The sequence below is a fragment of the Stenotrophomonas sp. P5_A9 genome, from assembly GCF_056400525.1.
Genome location: NZ_JBFULC010000029.1, coordinates 1 through 17,205, shown reverse-complemented (window position 1 = coordinate 17,205; position 17,205 = coordinate 1). Strand labels below are relative to the sequence as shown.

Below are 17,205 nucleotides of genomic sequence, written 5' to 3'. Positions count from 1 at the left end.
TCCGGATCCTTACTGCGATTTGAGTTGGATGGCGGGGGCAACCTGCATGGCGCGCAGCGCCGGCAGGAACCCGGCCAGCAGGCTGGCCACCAGGGTCAGCCCGAAGGTCAGCAGCAGCATCTGTCCATCCAGCGTGGCCAGCTTGGCGTACTCCACCGGCTGCTGGCGCACGGCATACAGCCCCAGCGCCGCCAGCCCGAGACCCAGCACACCGCCGGCCAGGCCGACCGTTCCTGCTTCGACCAGCGACTGCAGGAAGATCTGCGCACGACTGGCACCCAAGGCCCGCCGCACGCCGATCTCACCGCTGCGACGCAGGAACTTGGCCAGCAGCAGGCCGACGGTATTTACCAGACAGACCAGCAGGAAGCCCATCGCCAGCCACAGCTGCAGGCGCACGTCACCCGGCACCACCTGCTTGTAGTCCAGCCACGCCATCACGTTGCGCAGGCGGACATTGTTGGGACGCTCGAAGCGACCGGCCGCATGCTGCTGGGTGGAGTAGTTGTCCAGGTAGGCACGGAAGTCCGACGCCTGCGAAGCGCTCTCCAGCTCCACCCAGTACTGGATCCAGGTGCAGCTGGCATTGAGCGAGGTTTCGTCGGTCTCGTTCTTGCGTCCGAAGCAATCCATGTTGCCGTTGCGGCCGAACTTCAGGTCCATGGCGGTGGAGAACGGCATGAACACGTCTTCGCTGTCGCCGTACCTGCCGGTTTCCAGGTCGTAGAAGTGCGGGTTCGGATTCCAGGTGTCGAGCACGCCGATCACGGTGAAGGTATTGCCATCCATCCGCAGCGACTTGCCGACGCTGTCGGCACCGTCGAACAGCTTCTGGTTGAGCGTGCGCGAAATCACCGCCACGCGACCGCGGCCCTCGTCCTGGTCGGCCTTCCAGCCGCGCCCGAACAGGAATGGCGCATCGAACATCGTGAAGAAGTCGGCCGAGGTGTAGCGGGCATCGGTGGTGAACGGGCGCAGCGCACTGTTCTCCGGTTCCAGGGTGACACCACCGCCRGTCATCATCGCCTGGTGCTTGGCGTGCTTCTCGCGCAGCAGTGCTTCGGCATCGAAGCGGGTCAGCTGGTCATTGGGTTCTTCACCGGCCTGGTAGCCCAGCATCGGCTGCGGGTCCAGCTGCACGTAGAACAGGCGGTCGCTCTTCTGCGGGATCGGATCGCCGGACAGCACGTGGAATACGGTAAGCGTCGTCATCGACGCACCGATGCCCAGCGCGATGGCGATCACCATCAGCGCGGTCAGCACCCGGTTGCGCCGGAAGCTGCGCAGGGCCAGTCGGAAGTAGTAGGCGAGCATGGTGGCCTCAGTCGTGGGTGGTGGCGACGACAGCACGCGGGGTTGACAGCACCGGCTCGCGCAGCAGGTCGGTGGCCTGGCCATCGACGATGTGCACGTTGCGCTGTGCGCGGGCGGCCAGTTCCGGGTCATGGGTGACCATGACGATGGTGGTCCCGGCGGCGTTGATTTCCTCCAGCAGTTCCATCACCCCGCGTGCCATCTGGCTGTCCAGGTTGCCGGTCGGTTCATCGGCCAGCAGCAGGCGCGGGCTGCCCGCCAGGGCGCGTGCGATTGCCGCGCGCTGCTGCTGTCCGCCCGAGAGCTCGGCCGGGTAGTGCTTCATGCGCGAGCCCAGCCCGACCTGGCCCAGCGCCTTTTCGATGCGCTGCTTGCGCTCGGCGGCGGGCATGCCGCGATAGCGCAGCGGCACATCGACGTTGTCGAACAGGTTGAGGTCGGAGATCAGGTTGAAACCCTGGAAGATGAAGCCGATTTTCTGGTTGCGCAGGCGGCTGCGCGCATCGTCGCCGAGCTTGCTGACGTCCTGGCCATCGAGCATGTAGGTGCCGCTGGTGAAGGTTTCCAGCAGGCCGGCGATGTTGAGGAACGTGGTCTTGCCCGAGCCGGACGGACCGGTCACGGCGACGAACTCGCCTTCGCGGACGTGCAGGTCAAGCGACCGCAGGGCATGGGTTTCCACCTGTTCGGTGCGGAACACTTTGGCGACCGCGCGCATCTCGAGCATGACTGTTTTCCTTACCGTTGGTTGAGGATGAAATGTGTTGTGGATATCAGTTGATGGACACGTGCTCGGCATCGCCGAACAGATCGCTGCCGGAGACCACGACGCGATCGCCGGGCTGCAGGCCAGAGAGGATTTCCACTTCGCCCAGGCTGCTCACACCGAGCTTGACCGGGCGGCGCACCGCGGTGCTGCCGTCCATGACGTAGGCCTGGCCGTTGCCCTGTTCGACGAACGGGCCGCGCTCGACCTTGAGCACATTGCGACGGGTATCGAGCACCACCCGGGCCTGCATGCGCTGGCTCTGGCGCAGACCCTGCGGCTGCTTGTCGGAGAAGCGGATGCGGGCGTTGACTTCACCGGCGACCACTTCCGGGGACACCGCGCTGATCTCGCCCGGGAAGGGCTGGCCGTTGCCGCTGGTGAGCTGGGCCGGGATGCCGATCGCCAGCTCGCGGGCGAAGCTCTCGGGCACCTTGATCTCGATCTCGAAGCGCGACAGATCGACCACGCCCAGGATCGGCGCATTGGCGATCACGTTGGTGTGCTGGGTGGCCTGCACCTGGCCGACCTGGCCGTCGAACGGCGCGCGCAGGGTGAGTGCATCGACCTGGCGCTGCACCTCGGCTACCACCGCCTTCTGGCGTTCGGCCAGCAGGTGCTTGTTGCGTGCGTCCAGGTCGGCGCCCTGGCCCTGCAGGCGTGCGTCGGTCTGCGCGTTGGCCAGCTGGATGTCGGCTTTCTTGAGGCTGTCATTGGCCTTGGCCAGGTCGATCTGCGGCACCGCACCGCCGTCGAAGCCGCGCTGGTAGCGCTGCAGGTCGCGGTCGGCAGCCTGCCGCTCGATGCTGGCCTGGTCGGTTTCCTTGCGTGCCTTGGCACGGGCCAGGGTGGCATCGAGGGTGGAGCGGCTCGCTTCGGCTTCCAGGCCGGCCAGGGTGGCCTGTTCCTGGGCGAGCTTGCTGCGCAGTTCCGGGCTGTCGATCACCGCCAGTTCCTGGCCCTTCTTGACCACGTCGCCGGCCACCACCTTCAGGTCCACGGTACCGGCGGAGATGGCGTACAGGATCGGGCTGTTGGCGGCGATGACCCGGCCGTCGGCGGCGATGTCGCGGACCAGGTCGCCGCGGGTGACCTCGGCGATGCGCACCCGCGCCCCGTCGAAGGAGCGGCTGGCGCCCAGCCAGGCGCGGACAGCGAAGCCGATGGCCAGCAGCACCACCAGTGCGGCCAGGCCCGGCCACAGCCAGCGCTTCCACGGGGCTGCCGTGCCGGCAACGGAGAGGGTCTGGTCCTGGGCGGAAGTGTCGCGGATCATCGGGCTCGTTCGCGGTTGGGTTGCCGAGTACAAAGCAGATCCCGTGCCAACTTTTGGCCATTTGAAATCAATGGCTTGCGAGGGCGACCTGCTTGTCCGCGTGTCCGCGGACACCCGCCGGACACTTTCGTTAAGCGGACAGCGGCGTCCCGGACACGGGGGCCACGCTAGAATGCGAGGCTCGATACGTGGGATCAGAATCTATGTGCGGCATTGTGGGAGCGATCGCGAATCGCGATGTGGTACCGGTCCTCATCGAAGGGCTGAAGCGATTGGAATATCGCGGCTACGATTCCTCCGGCATCGCCGTGCTCGACCAGCGCCAGGCACAGCCCGACGTGCGCCGCGTCCGCCGCACCGGCCGCGTGGCCGAGATGGAGAAGGCTGCCCTCAGTGAGGGCTTCGACGCGTCGCTGGGCATCGGCCATACCCGCTGGGCAACGCACGGTGGCGTCACCGAAGCCAACGCGCATCCGCATATCAGCCACGGCGTGGCGCTGGTGCACAACGGCATCATCGAAAACCATGAAGAACAGCGCGAGAAGCTGCGCGCGCTGGGCTATGTGTTCGAGTCGCAGACCGACACCGAAGTGATCGCGCACCTGATGCACCATCACCTCAAGGATGGCGACACCCTGCTGTCGGCACTGCAGCGCACGGTCAAGGAACTCACCGGCGCCTACGCGCTGGCGGTGATGAGCCGGGCCGAGCCGGAGCACTTCGTGTGCGCGCGCATGGGCTGCCCGCTGCTGGTAGGCCTGGGCGAGGGCGAGAACTTCGTCGCCTCCGATGTCTCGGCGATCCTCTCGGCCACCCGCACGGTGATCTTCCTGGAGGAGGGCGATACCGCCGACATCCGCCGCGATGGCGTGCAGGTCTATGACGAGCACAATCTGCCGGTGGTGCGCGATGTGCACCTGTCCGATGTGTCGCTGGCGTCGCTGGAACTGGGCCCTTACCGTCACTTCATGCAGAAGGAAATCCACGAGCAGCCGCGCGCGCTGGGCGACACCATCGAAGCGGCGATCGACGCCGGTGGGTTCCCGGCCGAGCTGTTCGGCAAGACTGCAGAAAGCGTGCTGGCTGGCATCGAAGGCGTGCAGATCCTGGCGTGTGGCACCAGTTACTACTCTGGTCTGACCGCGCGCTACTGGATCGAATCCATTGCCGGGTTGCCGTGCAGCGTGGAAATCGCCAGCGAATACCGTTATCGCGCGGCATATGCCAACCCCAGGCACCTGATCGTGACCATCTCCCAGTCCGGTGAAACCCTGGACACGATGGAAGCGCTGAAGTACGCAAAGTCGCTGGGCCACCTGCATACGTTGTCTATCTGCAACGTGCCCGAAAGCGCGATCCCGCGTGCCAGCGAACTGGTCTGCTACACCCGCGCCGGCGCCGAGATCGGCGTGGCCTCGACCAAGGCCTTCACCACCCAGCTGGCCGCGCTGTTCCAGCTGACCGTGGTGCTGGGCAAACTGCACGGGCGCATCGATGCCGCGCAGGAAGCGGACTACCTGGAGCAGCTGCGTTTCCTGCCGGGCAGCGTGCAGCATGCCTTGAACATGGAGCCGCAGATCGCCGCATGGGCCGAGCGTTTCGCCCGCAAGAGCAGCGCGTTGTTCCTTGGTCGCGGCCTGCATTACCCGATCGCGCTGGAAGGCGCGCTCAAGCTGAAGGAAATCACCTACATCCACGCCGAGGCCTATCCGGCCGGCGAGCTCAAGCACGGTCCGTTGGCCCTGGTCGACGAAGACATGCCGGTGGTGGTGATCGCGCCCAACGACAACCTGCTGGAGAAGGTCAAATCCAACATGCAGGAAGTGCGCGCGCGCGGCGGTGAGTTGTTCGTGTTCGCCGACCAGGACAGCAACTTCGTCGAGTCCGAGGGGGTGCACGTGATCCGCACGCCGCGTCACGCCGGCGTGCTCAGCCCGGTGGTGCACACCATCCCGGTGCAGCTTCTCGCCTATCACACTGCATTGGCACGCGGCACCGACGTGGACAAGCCGCGCAACCTGGCCAAGAGCGTGACGGTGGAGTGAGTCGGCGGCGTGCGCTGAGGTGGTGGTCAGATGGAATAATTAGTCCAATTGCGGAATAGTTGGGCCAACTGGAGATGGTCTGCGGACCAGAAGCGCGGAATGGTTAGTCCAACCCGGGAGACGGGTGAGGGTGGGTGCCCTTGCCCTTCTTTGCTTTTGGAGTTGCCCACGCTGTGCGGAAGCAACTTTCTCGCAAATCGATGGCACTGGATACGAGCCTGTTGAATTGATTAGGGGTAGCATTAGCCATGCGCTGACGTGGCCCGAGATCATGAGTAGGCCGTTTCAAATTGGTGATCCCGGCATGTAGGGCCAGCTCTAAGGGTGTTCACCCAGATTGCTAAGGCTTGGTGCCGAACCGAGATGGAACAGTCAGCGATCTTTGGACAGCCCGTGGATGCTTTCGCTTCTTTGAAGGCGGGCGCCCGGGGGGAACGTCCGTTCGAGACACTTGAACGCGTGAGTTCCGTGCTTGGCATCTATCGTGCGCTGTACACGATCCCTGCCAGCAGCAAGCTGATCTGTGGTCTGCGAGCGGCTGAGCTGGCGCACCGGGAAGTGCTTCTATCGAGTTCCCATGTTCGCTATGTTTCTATAAATGCAAGCGACGTTCAGACACTGACCGCTCGCTCGTGCCAGCAACTCCTGAGCTGCTCTGAAAAATTTGGTGTGCCGCGATTTGAGAGGCTCGCTGGCCTTGCAGGCCTCCCGACTCGTGTGGCATTCGCATTCGGGGGACTTCCCGTCGCTCCATTGTGCTAGTTGATCTCCCGTCGACGCTTCCGGCAAGCTCAACGCGTCCGGATGAAAGAGTCAGTTCGGCCCGTTGGTATCAGATTCAACGGCACAATCGGGCAGTGCACGCTATTGTTTTCGCAGTATGCGCCGCAGTACTCTGCGTTAAACGGCTGCAGCCGTGATTGCACGTCGCCGCGGGACAGCAGGATGATCTTGGGTCACTGCTTTAGTCGGTGTCCCGCGGTGACCTACTGCTCGCATAACAATGAGGGAGTTGGCATGTACCTTGGGAAGGCTTCGTTGGTTGTGTCTGCCACAGCGATGTTGTTCTGTGCTCAAGCCGACGCTGCACAACGTCCGATTGACGATGTTCAGGCGATCAGGCAAGTGATGGAATCATTCCGGTTGTCGTTGCTGCAGAAAGACAAGGTGGCCTACATGGGCCTGTTCTTTTCGGACAAGCCGGATGAGATCGGATGGCAGTTTGTGTCGGAAGACAAGCGCCTTTCGGCAATTCGAAAACAAAACCCCGACGCCATCAAGGCACGGCGGATTTCCTCGAACAATTTCATCTCCCTGATCGACGAGTCTGTTTCGACCGCCGAGCGCCGCGAAGAAACATTCAGCGACGTCAAGATAGAGACGGATGGAGATGTTGCATCCGTCTCGTTCGATTATGAATTCCTTGCGAACAACACAAAAGTGAATTGGGGCAAGGAGGCATGGCAGCTTGTACGGACTGAAACAGGATGGAAGATTTTCTCGGTGGTCTACTCAATGCGGGACAAGCGCAGTGAAGTGGGCCGGTAAAGCATGCCATTGGGCGGAGGATTACCGACGGCGCCGGCCAGTCATCCCGTCGCCCAGTTGCTGGCTGCAGCTCGCTGACGTCCGCGACAGGTGGCCATGTCAGAGTTGGCGCTCGAACTGCAGCTTGATGCCTGTATCGCTGTCAGTTGCGTAGAGCCGTGAATTGCGTGAGGTGGGGGCGTTGAACTGCGTCGTCAATCCGTCCGTTTGATGCAATAGATTGGAAAGGGAAAGTGTTAGTTTGCTTTTCTTGTCCAGCTTGAGGGTCGCGTAGACATCGAGCGTGCGCCCAGGCGAAGTTCCCGTGCTCCAGAATTCGCTGACCCGGGTGAAGCTCTTGCCGCTATAGGAAAAGTCAAAGCCCGTTGAAAAACTATCTGAAGCAACCCACTCCGCCCCTATCGTTCCGCTGAAGGGTGTCTGGGTAGCTAGGTGGTTGTCGGGGCCCGGCACGCTGTCGACGCTCGACCAGTTGCGAGTCAGGTTGCCGTGGAACTGAATGTTTTCGTCGGTTTTGATCAGGTCCTGCAGCGAGAATTTTGCCTCCAGCGTAATGCCATGGGTGCGAGCCTGTCCTGCATTGACCGGCATCGATATCCAGATGCCGTCCTGCTCGAACAGTCTGTTGATGGTCACCTCGTCTATCCGACGCGCGTAAGCGCTGAGGCTGATCATCGCGTTCTCGCCAAAATAACGCTCGTAGGCTGCGTCCACGCCCCAGGCGATCTCGGGCAGCAGGTCGGGATTTCCCTGAATATCGGGATTGGTTGGTGAGTTTCCGTTGTTGACGGTGTAGCGGCGAGGCACGAGCGTGCGCGGCGCTGGGGAACTGAAGGTGCGCGCCACCCCGAACCGAACCTGGTCCTTCTTGGTGCCGGGCACCTTCCAGACCGCCTGCACGATGGGGCTGAACACACTCGAGTCGTTGCCTACCGATGCAWTCGTGGGTCCTTCAACGTGGGTGTACAGGCCTTCCCAGCGAGCGCCGAGATAAATCTGCAGACTGTCCCGTGCCTCCCATTCATCCTGCGCATACAACGCGATGCGTTTGACGCCTGCGCGGTAGCTCTCGTCAATGATATCGAGCACCGTACCCTGCGGGTCCAGGTCGTGTTGCAGGCGGGCTTCGCTGCGCGCTGTGTAAGCGCCATCCCAGCCCAGCGCGATGGAGTGACTGTCGCCCGCCTGCACCAGGTACTTGCCAGTAGTGGTGTAGTTCCTGTCGATCGCATCGGAAACAACCTGGCGGTCCAGCGCGAAATCACCGGTTGGTGAAAAACCGAGGAAGTTGAAGTTGGTGTCGCGCTTGAGGTAGTTGAGGCCGAGTTTGGCGTTCAACGTCGCGCCGGATTCATACGTGTGCTTCCAGTTCAGGTCGGTTCGGCCCGACCACGCGCGGGAGTCATTGATCCATACGTTGCGGGGATAGTCGGTGGGGCCGCCCACCAGAACATTCTCCTGGCGGTCACGCGTCCACTCTTCCCTCGAGTGCTGCACAAGGCTGTTCCAGGTAAGTGCGTTGTCTTCGTCGAACTTCCAGTTCAACCTTGGCGCGAGATTGAATGTGGTGGTAGTTCCATTGAAAAGTTCTTTGGTCTTGCGAAGGCTATCGATGCTTCCGTCAGCATCTGATTCGCTGTCCGTTATCAGCGCATGGATGCGACTCTTGGGGCGACTCGCCACTGCGTTCAGCGACCAGGAAAGATTGCCGTGCTTGTCCGACAGCAGCATGCTTGCACTGGGGTACCATTCTCCACCGTCCTTGCCCGCATTGAGCTTCAGGGTGCGCTGCACTGTGCTGCCGTGATTGCGTAGCACCACGTTGATCGTGCCGGCTATTGCCTTGGTGCTGTACTCGGCGACAGCCGTAGGCAGGATCTCGATGCGCTCAATCAGATCCGGGCTGATTGAATCGAGTGAGAAGTCGCTTGAAACGGGGCTGCCGTCGACCAGAATCTGCACATACCCGCCGCCCAATCCACGCATGCGGACACCATCGATGGGTGACACAGTTACGCCGGGTAGCCGACGCATCACGTCACTCAAGTTGTTGTCGTTGTGACGCTCGATCTCCTTGCGACCGAAGACGACGCGGTTGGTAATCTCATAACGCCGCGAGTCGGAATCATTGGGTGCCGTGACATTGACTGCGGACAACTTGGTCGCTGCCTGCGCAGCGGTTGTAGCGGCGCTGTCAGGTGCCCCGGAGGCGGGTATCGCAGTGTCGCTGTTGCCGTCAGCTGCTTGGCCTCGAACGGCTGCCGGCGGGGAGGTCTGACCGCTGACCACCCCGGGTACAACCAATGGCAGCAATGCCAGATAAAGGGCGTGTCGTCGCAATGCAGCACGGGAATGGTTGATTAGTGTCATGGAGTTCAGTTGAGGCGGCAATCGCTACGTATTGGGCAGTGAGGAACGCTCAAGCGGACACGCGCGCGAAATCGCACCTTCTGCGATGCGCGGCCAACTTCGTGTGCTTCAATCTGCGTCGTGAGGGCATGCCGCCCGGACCCTTGCGACGCAAGCCAGTGATGACGGTCACACTGTGCGTTGTTGCGTCGGCTGAGAAGGCAAATCATCCGTGATAATTAGTCCCCGCATCGTGCGAGTGGTAGCGCTTGACTATAAGGCAAGCTACTGGAGGATTGTCAATAGGAAATTCCTGACATTCAGATGCGCCGCCAATAAACTGTGCGGGACTTCAGCTTCGCGATGTTGACGGCCTTCGCCGGCCTCGGATATGGTCGGCACACTTACGGAAGGCTCGGTGCATGGCATCAACTGCCGAGGCGGTTTAAACAGGTTTTGCATGCTGGGGCCACGAGCGGCATCGGGCCTGCAGACTTGCACCTTTCGGAACATTCGTGACGTGAAGAAAAGGACTTCTATGTTGTCAGTCACTGGATCGAGGCGCGTTCCGCTCATCTGGCATGCAGGGGAAGGTGATGTCGGCCTGGGCTCCAGATATTTTCCGAGCGTTCTTCCGGCGCAGGCAGCGTGATGCCATCCCCGTATTCGACGCCGGTACGCCTGTGTTCGAGTAGTTCCCCGCTTCACCTGGAACTGGGCGGCGAGCTGGATGGCTACACGATTGCCTACCGTACCTGGGGGCGCTTGTCTCCTGCCGCCGACAACGCCGTCATAATCTGCCATGCGCTCACTGGCTCGCCGGACGCCGATGACTGGTGGTCGCCGTTGTTCGGCCCGGGATTGGCATTCGATCCGGAGCGCGACTTCATCGTGTGCAGCAATGTTCTGGGTGGTTGCTATGGAAGTACTGGCGCTGCATCGATCGACTGCTTGGGCCAGCGCTATGGCAGGCGATTTCCTGCATTGACCATCCGCGACCAGGTGCGTGCCCAGATGCGCTTGGCCGACGAACTTGGCGTGCGGTCGATCAGCATGGTTGCGGGTGGTTCGATGGGAGGCCTGCAGGCATTGGAGTGGGCGCTGCTCGATCCGCAGCGCGTCCGCGCGCTGGCAGTGGTGGCGGCCAGTGCACGACATTCGGCCTGGTGCAGGGCATGGAGCGAAACCCAGCGGATGGCGATACATTCAGACCCCGCCTTTCTTGCGGGTGACTACGCCGACCAGGCGCCGCCGATTGCCGGTCTGGGCGCAGCACGTGCCATCGCCATGATGACCTACCGGTCCGCTCGGATGTTCGAGCAGCGGCACGCAGGCGTGGCAGTCGCGCCGCAGTCCGGTAAGGAGGGGCACAGCAGCGATTCGGTGCGTGAGTGGCTGCATCACCATGGCAGGCACTTCGTCGGGCGATTCGACGCAAATGTGTACCTGTCGCTGATCGATGCAATGGACCGCCATGACATCGGGTGGAAACGTGGCGGTGTGGAGGCGGCCTTGAATGGCATCCGTCAGCCGGCCATCGTCATCTCCATCAGTAGCGACTGGCTCTATCCTCCTTCTGAACAGCGCGAAATAGCCGAGGGGTTGTCGCAGGCTAAGTACGTGGAGATCGACTCCGAACAAGGGCATGACGGCTTTCTTATTGACGCGGCAATGCTGGAGCCGCACTTGACGCGTTTTCATGAGGTCCAGCGCCGCCGCGCCGGAGAAACAATCGCCGAAGGATATGTCGCATGAATGTTGAGGCTTCCGCCGTTCCAGTCGCGCCTGAATGCCGGGAAGACCGCATAAATCGCGTTGATCTCGTGCTGATCGGTGCCCGCGGCCAGGTTGGCAGCGCGTTTAGGCGGCAGCTGGCAAGGCAGGCTGCGTCGCTTCGCGGCGAAGGTCTGGATCTTCGTCTGATCGCTGCCTTTGACCGGCGTGGCCTGGCGTTCGATGAGGATGGTCTGGCGTCTGCGCACATTGAAGTGGACATGCAGATGCGCAAGCCTGGTGATCAGGCGCAGCTGCTGGAGTATCTGCGCGGCGGCAGCGCGCACCGCCCCATGGTGATCGACTGTACAGCGAGCGATGAGATCGCGGACCTCTACATGCCACTACTGGCTGCTTCCATTGGCGTGGTGGCGGCGAACAAGCGGGCCAATGCTCGTGACCTGCACAGTTACCGGGAGTTGCAGCGGCTCTCACGCGAAAACCGCGTTCCGTACTGCTACGAGACCACGGTAGGCGCCGCCATACCGCTGCTTGGCCCATTGCGTGACCTGCGCCTGCGTGGCGAGCAGGCCACCTCCATCCAGGGTGTGCTTTCGGGCTCGTTGAGCTACATCCTGCACCGGCTGCACGAGGGGTGCCCGTTCTCCACGGCGGTCGAGAACGCCAGGCAGATGGGCTATACCGAGCCCAACCCACTTGAGGATCTGCGTGCGGTGGATCTGAGTCGCAAGCTGCTGGTGCTCGCTCGCGAAGCCGGTTTCATGCTTGAGTTGGAAGATCTTGTTATATCGCCGCTGACCGAATCCGACCACATCGAGATTCCGCTGTTGGTGGACAGCCTGCGCGGAGACGATGCAGCGTGGGCGAAGCGGGTGGCTGAAGCCGAGGCGCGCGCCGAGCGTCTGGTGGTGATGGCGCAGGTGGATCGCCATGGGGGACGCATTGGCCTGCAGAGCGTTTCTGCCAGCTCAAGCTACGCCCAGATGCTTCCGGGGGAGAACCGGATCGTGATCCACACCGAACTGCAGGACACGGTGCCGCTCTCGCTTGGCGGACCGGGTGCGGGTGTCGAAATAACCGCGGCAGGCGTGCTGAGCGACATCGTTTCGGCCGCGTTTCGCGGAGCCGACTGAGATGACGTTTCTTCCCGAATTACTGCTACGTCACGGACGCGAGCAACCAGAGCGGGTCGCTTATCGTTTCATCCAGGGGGTATCGACTCCTCATACGTTGACGTATGGGGAGCTCGTACGTGCAGCGACCACGCTGGCACGAAAGTTCCAAAGCCGTGGCTGGAGAGGGGAACGGGTACTGCTTGTGTGCCGTAGTGAGCACCACTTCGTTGTCGCCTTCCATGCCTGCCTGCTAGCCGGTGCGGTAGCGGTTCCGACAGCACCGCCGCGCAGGAAGAACCTGGCGGACCGCTTGTACTTGCTGGCACGCGATGCAGGTGCGTCGGCCATGGTCTGCGACGGCGATGACGCGCTGCAGGCCGCTGCAGGGTTGGAGCATGCATTGGATGTGGTGGATATGCGCAGTGCGCCGGTACCCGTTGATGGCGACCAGTGCGATGTGCTGGGGTCCACTGACGGTGCGCAGCTTGCCTTCCTGCAGTACACGTCCGGCTCCACTGGCGACCCCAAAGGGGTGGCGGTGAGCCATGCCAATCTGGCCGACAACAGTGAATCGATTCGCGTTTCGATGGGCACCTCGGAACGCTCCAATATTCTTATCGGCCTGCCGTTGTTTCATGATATGGGCCTGGTGGGCGGGGTGCTGCAGTCGGTATATGTGGGATGCACCACCAGCTTCGTGCCGCCCGCGGAGCTGGTCCAGTTTCCAGAGCGTTGGCTTGGGTTGATTGCCTCGCTGCGGATCACCACCAGCGGCGGACCCAACTTCCTGTATGAACTCGCCGCAGAAGCAGTGACCGAGCACGATCTTGAGGGGCTGGATCTTTCCTGTTGGGAGGTGGCCTTCTGCGGAGCCGAGCCGATCCGAGCCGATACCATTGCACGCTTCACGCAGCGATTCGCAAACGCCGGGTTCCGTGCTGGCGCTTTTTATCCCTGTTACGGCATGGCGGAAGCAACGCTTTTCATCACCGGTGGCCGTGTCGGTGCGAAACCAAGGATGCTGCTACGGGATGGAATCGAGGTGGTCTGCTGTGGCCAGCCGGCGCCCGGCACGCTTTTGAAGATCGTGGACCCGGAAAGCCGCCTGACATTGCCGGATGGCACATTGGGCGAAATATGGGCAGCCGGTGGTGGAGTCGCACAGGGCTACTGGCGCCGCAGCCAGGAGAGCCAGCAGGTGTTCCAGGCGACGCTGCCGGGTGAGGATGGCCAAGCTTGGCTCAGAACAGGCGATCTGGGCTGGATACAGAATGGACAACTGTATGTTTTTGGGCGCCTCAAGGATCTGATCATCGTCAACGGCCGCAACCATGCGCCCCAGGACATCGAAGCGACCGTCGAACTGGCGTGTAGCGCTTTCAGGACCGGTGGTACGGCCGCGTTCTCCGTCGAATCCGGTGCGAACCCCGTTCGCCTTGTCGTAGTGGCCGAGGTGGAGCGTGAATGGGTACGGCGGGAGAGTGAATGGCCGAGCCTGGCGGCTTCTGTCCGCACCTCCGTGCGTACCGGGCATGGCCTTAGCGTCGCCGATGTGGTGCTGATACGGCCGGGCGCGCTTCCCAGGACTTCCAGCGGAAAAGTGCGCCGTTCGCAATGCCGTACAGACTACCTGGCGGGGTTGCTTCCTTCCGTTGCGCCGCCGCTTCCCGCGTGATGATCACACGCGCTGCCCGGCAGGTGCTTCTGCTGCCGGGTCCCCAAGATTGTTCCGCTTCGGAGATATGAGTTGCATGGACAGCTATGAAGAGGCGTTGCTCGTTGCATTGCGCGACACGCTTGGTGATGGCACGGAGCTCGATGCGCAAACCTGCTTTGCCGAGGTGGGCCTGGACTCACTGAGTGGTTTGCGATTCCTGCGCAAAGCACAGGATGCAATTGGTGTTGAGATCGATTTTGAATGGTTGTTCGATCATCCGAGCATCGCCGAGCTGGCTCTATTTCTGCGCACGCAGGGTGGCGCGCAGGACGATTCCTCGTCCACGTGAATCGAATCCCGGAGTCGCTGCGAATGAATGTGAAGGTCGATTCGGCATGGTTTCCTCTCTCACCCGCACAGAGGAGCCGCTGGTTCATGTACCAGTGGGCACCCGAGCGTCGGGCGCAGCACAACAACATATTTGCCGTCCGTCTGCGGGGAGTTGTTTGCGAGACCCGCATGGCTGGTGCTCTRCAGGCGTTGGCGGAGCGTAATCCCATGCTGCGTGCACGCATCGTCGAAAGGGATGGCGAGCCAATGCAGTGCACCGATCATGTGGCGCAGGTGCCATTGCGGCGCACCAGTGCCAAGCAGTGGGATGACGGCCGCCTGAGAGCAGCAGTCCTGGCCGAAACGTTGACGCCATTCGGGCCGGAGCAGCCGCTCGTGCGCGGCCACCTGTTCGATTACCGTGATGATGAGGCGGTATTCGTGCTGAGCATGGATCATCTCATCAGTGATGGATGGTCATACTGGCGCCTGCTCGCTGAACTCGGCCAGCTGTTGCGTGGCCGTTGCATGGCCGATGATGGTGGCGATGGTGCAACCTATCGCGATTATGTCCAGTGGCAGCGTGGCTGGATGAACTCGCCGGAGGCGGCGAGGCAGCGCGACTATTGGCTGGAGCGACTTGCCGGGGATCTGCCGGAGTTGCGCCTTGGTTTTGCCGAACACACACATCCGGAGCAGGCACAGCAGGGTTCCATTCGCATTGATGTTTCTGCCGGGCAACTGGGTGCACTGCGTGCGTTGGCATCTCGGCAGGCGGCAAACCTGTTTACCGTCATTCTGAGCGCGTTCCAGATCGTCCTTCAGCGCTACACCGCGCAGGAGGACCTCATTGTGGGGTGTCCCATGCCCGCGCGCGGCGATGGACGATGGGACGCGGTCGTCGGGGATTTCGTCAACATGGTGCCGCTGCGGACGCGGGTTGGCGCCGAAGATACGTTGGCCGAGGTGATGCGCAAGTCGCGCAACGATKCGCTCGCTGGCCTGGCGCGTCAGGAATACCCCTTCCAGGCATTGATCGAAGCACTGCGCCTGTCGCGCGCGGCCACCCACCCGGTTTTTCAAGTCATGTTCGCTTTCCAGAAGGCCCGCTACGACGAGGGGCTGAGTCGATTGTGGAGTTTTGACGACGGCGAGAGAACCGGTCTGCAGTGGGGTGATCTTTCGCTGGCGGCGTACCATCTCGAGCAGCCACTTGGGTTGGAGGGCATCGCATTGTCCCTTCAGGTACTAGAAGCTGGCGAAACGCTGCGCTGCGAGTTTTCCTTCGATCACGTCAGGCTGGAGCGCGAGGCCATTGAGCGGCTGGCGGCTTCCTTTGTGCTTGTGATGGACGCGATGGCGTCGAGTGATCCAGCCACCCGGGTGGCTGACTTGCCGATCGTGCCAGAGCATGCGCGTACACGCATGCTGCAGGACTTCAACGATACCGGGCTGGTCCGCGACGAGGGCATGCTGCTGCACGGGTACTTCGAGGCACAGGTGCGGCGCAATGGTGATGCGGTGGCATTGGAGTTTGAAGACTGCCAATTGAGCTACTCCGAACTGAACTGCCGCGCCAACCGCCTAGCCCACCGGTTGATCGCACAGGGCGTGGGGCCGGATGACCGGGTGGCCGTGTGCCTTCGGCGCGGTGTGGACATGGTCGTGGCGTTGCTGGCCGTGCTCAAGGCTGGTGGCGCCTACGTGCCGCTGGACCCGGGCTACCCTGCCGAGCGCCTGGCCTTCATGCTGGCAGACAGCGCACCGCGCTGCGTACTGGCCCAGACGACGTTGCGCGAGGTGGTGCCGGCCAGTGACGCCGCTGTGCTGTGGCTGGATGAAGAGGCGCTGCAGCAGCAACCGGACCATGATCCCGACACCGCAGCCCTGGGACTGCGGCCGCAGCATCTGGCGTACGTGATATACACCTCTGGTTCGACCGGGAAGCCGAAGGGGGTGATGATTGGACACGGCAACGCCGCCAACTTCATCGCCTGGAGCCTGCACGAGTTTGAGCCGCAGGTGCTTTCGCGCGTGGTCTTCTCGACGTCGATCAATTTCGACTTGCATGTGTTCGAGTTGTTCGCGCCGCTGGCTGCGGGAACGACAACGGTATTGGTGCCGGACCTGATTTCAGCCGGTGCGGTTCTGAACACGGCAACGCTGGTCAATACCGTGCCTTCGGCGATCGCTGCCGTACTCGACTCGGGCGCGACCCTGCACGGTGTCCGTCAGGTGAATCTGGCCGGGGAGCCTCTGAAGGCTGCATTGGTGGGACGGCTGTTCGAGCGAACGGCAATCGACACGGTGTCCAATCTGTATGGCCCATCGGAAACCACGACCTACTCGACGTGGGTCTCAATGCCGCGTGCCGGCGGCTTCATCGCGCATATCGGCCGTCCGATCGGCAATACGCAGGTGTACATCGTAGACAGCCGGCTGCAGCCGGTTCCGGCAGGCGTGACGGGTGAGATCCTGATTGGTGGCGCAGGCGTGGCACGTGGATACCTGGGGCGTGAAGAACTGACCGCAGAGCGCTTCATCGCGGTTCCCTTCGCTGGTGGTGGTGGCAAGGTCTACCGGACCGGTGATCTGGGGCGCTGGCGCGCCGACGGCAGCATCGAGTACCTGGGTCGCAACGATTTCCAAGTCAAGCTGCGCGGATTCCGTATCGAACTGGGTGAGATCGAGGCCGTGTTGGCAGATTGTGCCGGTGTACGCGAGGCTGTAGTGGTGGCGCGGGCGGATGCGGGCGGCGAGCAGCGCCTGGTTGCCTACTACGTGGCCGATGCTGATGCTGCACCTACGGCGCAGGTGCTGCGTCAGCAGGTCGCGCGGACGCTGGCTCCCTACATGGTGCCCAGCGCCTTCGTGTGCCTGCCAGCAATGCCGCTTACACCCAACGGCAAGCTGGATCGCCAGGCGCTGCCCATACCGGGGCTGGATGCCTCGGTCACGCGCGGGTATGTCGCACCAGAGGCGGGGATGGAGCAGGTGCTGGCCGCGATCTGGGCCGAGCTCCTGGGCGTGGAACGGGTCGGGCGGCATGACGATTTCTTCGAACTGGGAGG

The 17,205-nt window shown here is 62.4% G+C and carries 11 protein-coding genes; 7 read left to right on the top strand and 4 right to left on the bottom strand.

Translation table 11 applies throughout. The features are described from left to right. Nucleotides 1–9: 9 nt before the first annotated feature. Genes AC1DR7_RS10985 through AC1DR7_RS10975 form a run of 3 tightly spaced genes read right to left on the bottom strand, consistent with a single transcriptional unit; the run spans nucleotide 10 to nucleotide 3,356 of the window. A complete protein-coding gene (locus tag AC1DR7_RS10985; RefSeq protein WP_256776913.1) occupies nucleotides 10–1,314 on the bottom strand; it encodes an ABC transporter permease in 1,305 nt (434 codons plus the stop codon). A 7-nt stretch (nucleotides 1,315–1,321) separates the two neighbouring features. Continuing rightward, nucleotides 1,322–2,041, bottom strand: coding sequence for an ABC transporter ATP-binding protein (locus AC1DR7_RS10980; RefSeq protein ID WP_256776914.1), 720 nt, complete (start codon nucleotides 2,039–2,041; stop codon nucleotides 1,322–1,324). 46 nt (nucleotides 2,042–2,087) lie between these two features. After that, nucleotides 2,088–3,356: an efflux RND transporter periplasmic adaptor subunit gene (locus AC1DR7_RS10975; RefSeq protein ID WP_256776915.1), complete on the bottom strand. Its 1,269-nt coding sequence runs from the start codon at nucleotides 3,354–3,356 to the stop codon at nucleotides 2,088–2,090. Between the two features lie 203 nt (nucleotides 3,357–3,559). Between AC1DR7_RS10975 and glmS the strand changes: the two genes are divergently transcribed. Both glmS and AC1DR7_RS10965 read left to right on the top strand, forming a co-directional pair. Beyond that, nucleotides 3,560–5,401 carry a glutamine--fructose-6-phosphate transaminase (isomerizing) gene (gene glmS, locus AC1DR7_RS10970; RefSeq protein ID WP_457320770.1) on the top strand — a complete coding sequence of 614 codons (1,842 nt, stop codon included), beginning with the start codon at nucleotides 3,560–3,562 and terminating at the stop codon, nucleotides 5,399–5,401. A 1,017-nt stretch (nucleotides 5,402–6,418) separates the two neighbouring features. Next, nucleotides 6,419–6,949: a nuclear transport factor 2 family protein gene (locus AC1DR7_RS10965; RefSeq protein ID WP_478052973.1), complete on the top strand. Its 531-nt coding sequence runs from the start codon at nucleotides 6,419–6,421 to the stop codon at nucleotides 6,947–6,949. Between the two features lie 99 nt (nucleotides 6,950–7,048). On the opposite strand, the gene AC1DR7_RS10960 is transcribed toward AC1DR7_RS10965, so the two are convergent. Then, on the bottom strand, nucleotides 7,049–9,319 hold the full coding sequence (locus AC1DR7_RS10960) for a TonB-dependent receptor plug domain-containing protein (protein ID WP_478076487.1): 2,271 nt from the start codon (nucleotides 9,317–9,319) through the stop codon (nucleotides 7,049–7,051). Nucleotides 9,320–9,949: 630 nt separating this feature from the next. Between AC1DR7_RS10960 and metX the strand changes: the two genes are divergently transcribed. The 5 genes from metX to AC1DR7_RS10935 all read left to right on the top strand — a co-directional run. Beyond that, nucleotides 9,950–11,053 carry a homoserine O-acetyltransferase MetX gene (metX, locus tag AC1DR7_RS10955; protein WP_457319802.1) on the top strand — a complete coding sequence of 368 codons (1,104 nt, stop codon included), beginning with the start codon at nucleotides 9,950–9,952 and terminating at the stop codon, nucleotides 11,051–11,053. Continuing rightward, the gene (locus AC1DR7_RS10950; protein WP_457319800.1) at nucleotides 11,050–12,165 is read left to right on the top strand and encodes a homoserine dehydrogenase family protein; all 1,116 of its coding nucleotides are present in this window, start codon (nucleotides 11,050–11,052) and stop codon (nucleotides 12,163–12,165) included. The genes metX and AC1DR7_RS10950 overlap by 4 nt, the downstream gene beginning before the upstream one ends. 1 nt (nucleotide 12,166) lies before the next feature. After that, nucleotides 12,167–13,822, top strand: a complete 1,656-nt coding sequence (locus AC1DR7_RS10945) for a fatty acyl-AMP ligase (RefSeq protein ID WP_478052971.1) — start codon at nucleotides 12,167–12,169, stop codon at nucleotides 13,820–13,822. Nucleotides 13,823–13,898: 76 nt separating this feature from the next. Further along, entirely contained in the window at nucleotides 13,899–14,153 is a 255-nt protein-coding gene (locus AC1DR7_RS10940) for an acyl carrier protein (protein ID WP_457319796.1), read from the top strand. 23 nt (nucleotides 14,154–14,176) lie between these two features. Then, a partial coding sequence (locus AC1DR7_RS10935; RefSeq protein WP_478076486.1) for a non-ribosomal peptide synthetase occupies nucleotides 14,177–17,205 on the top strand: 3,029 nt, incomplete at its 3' end.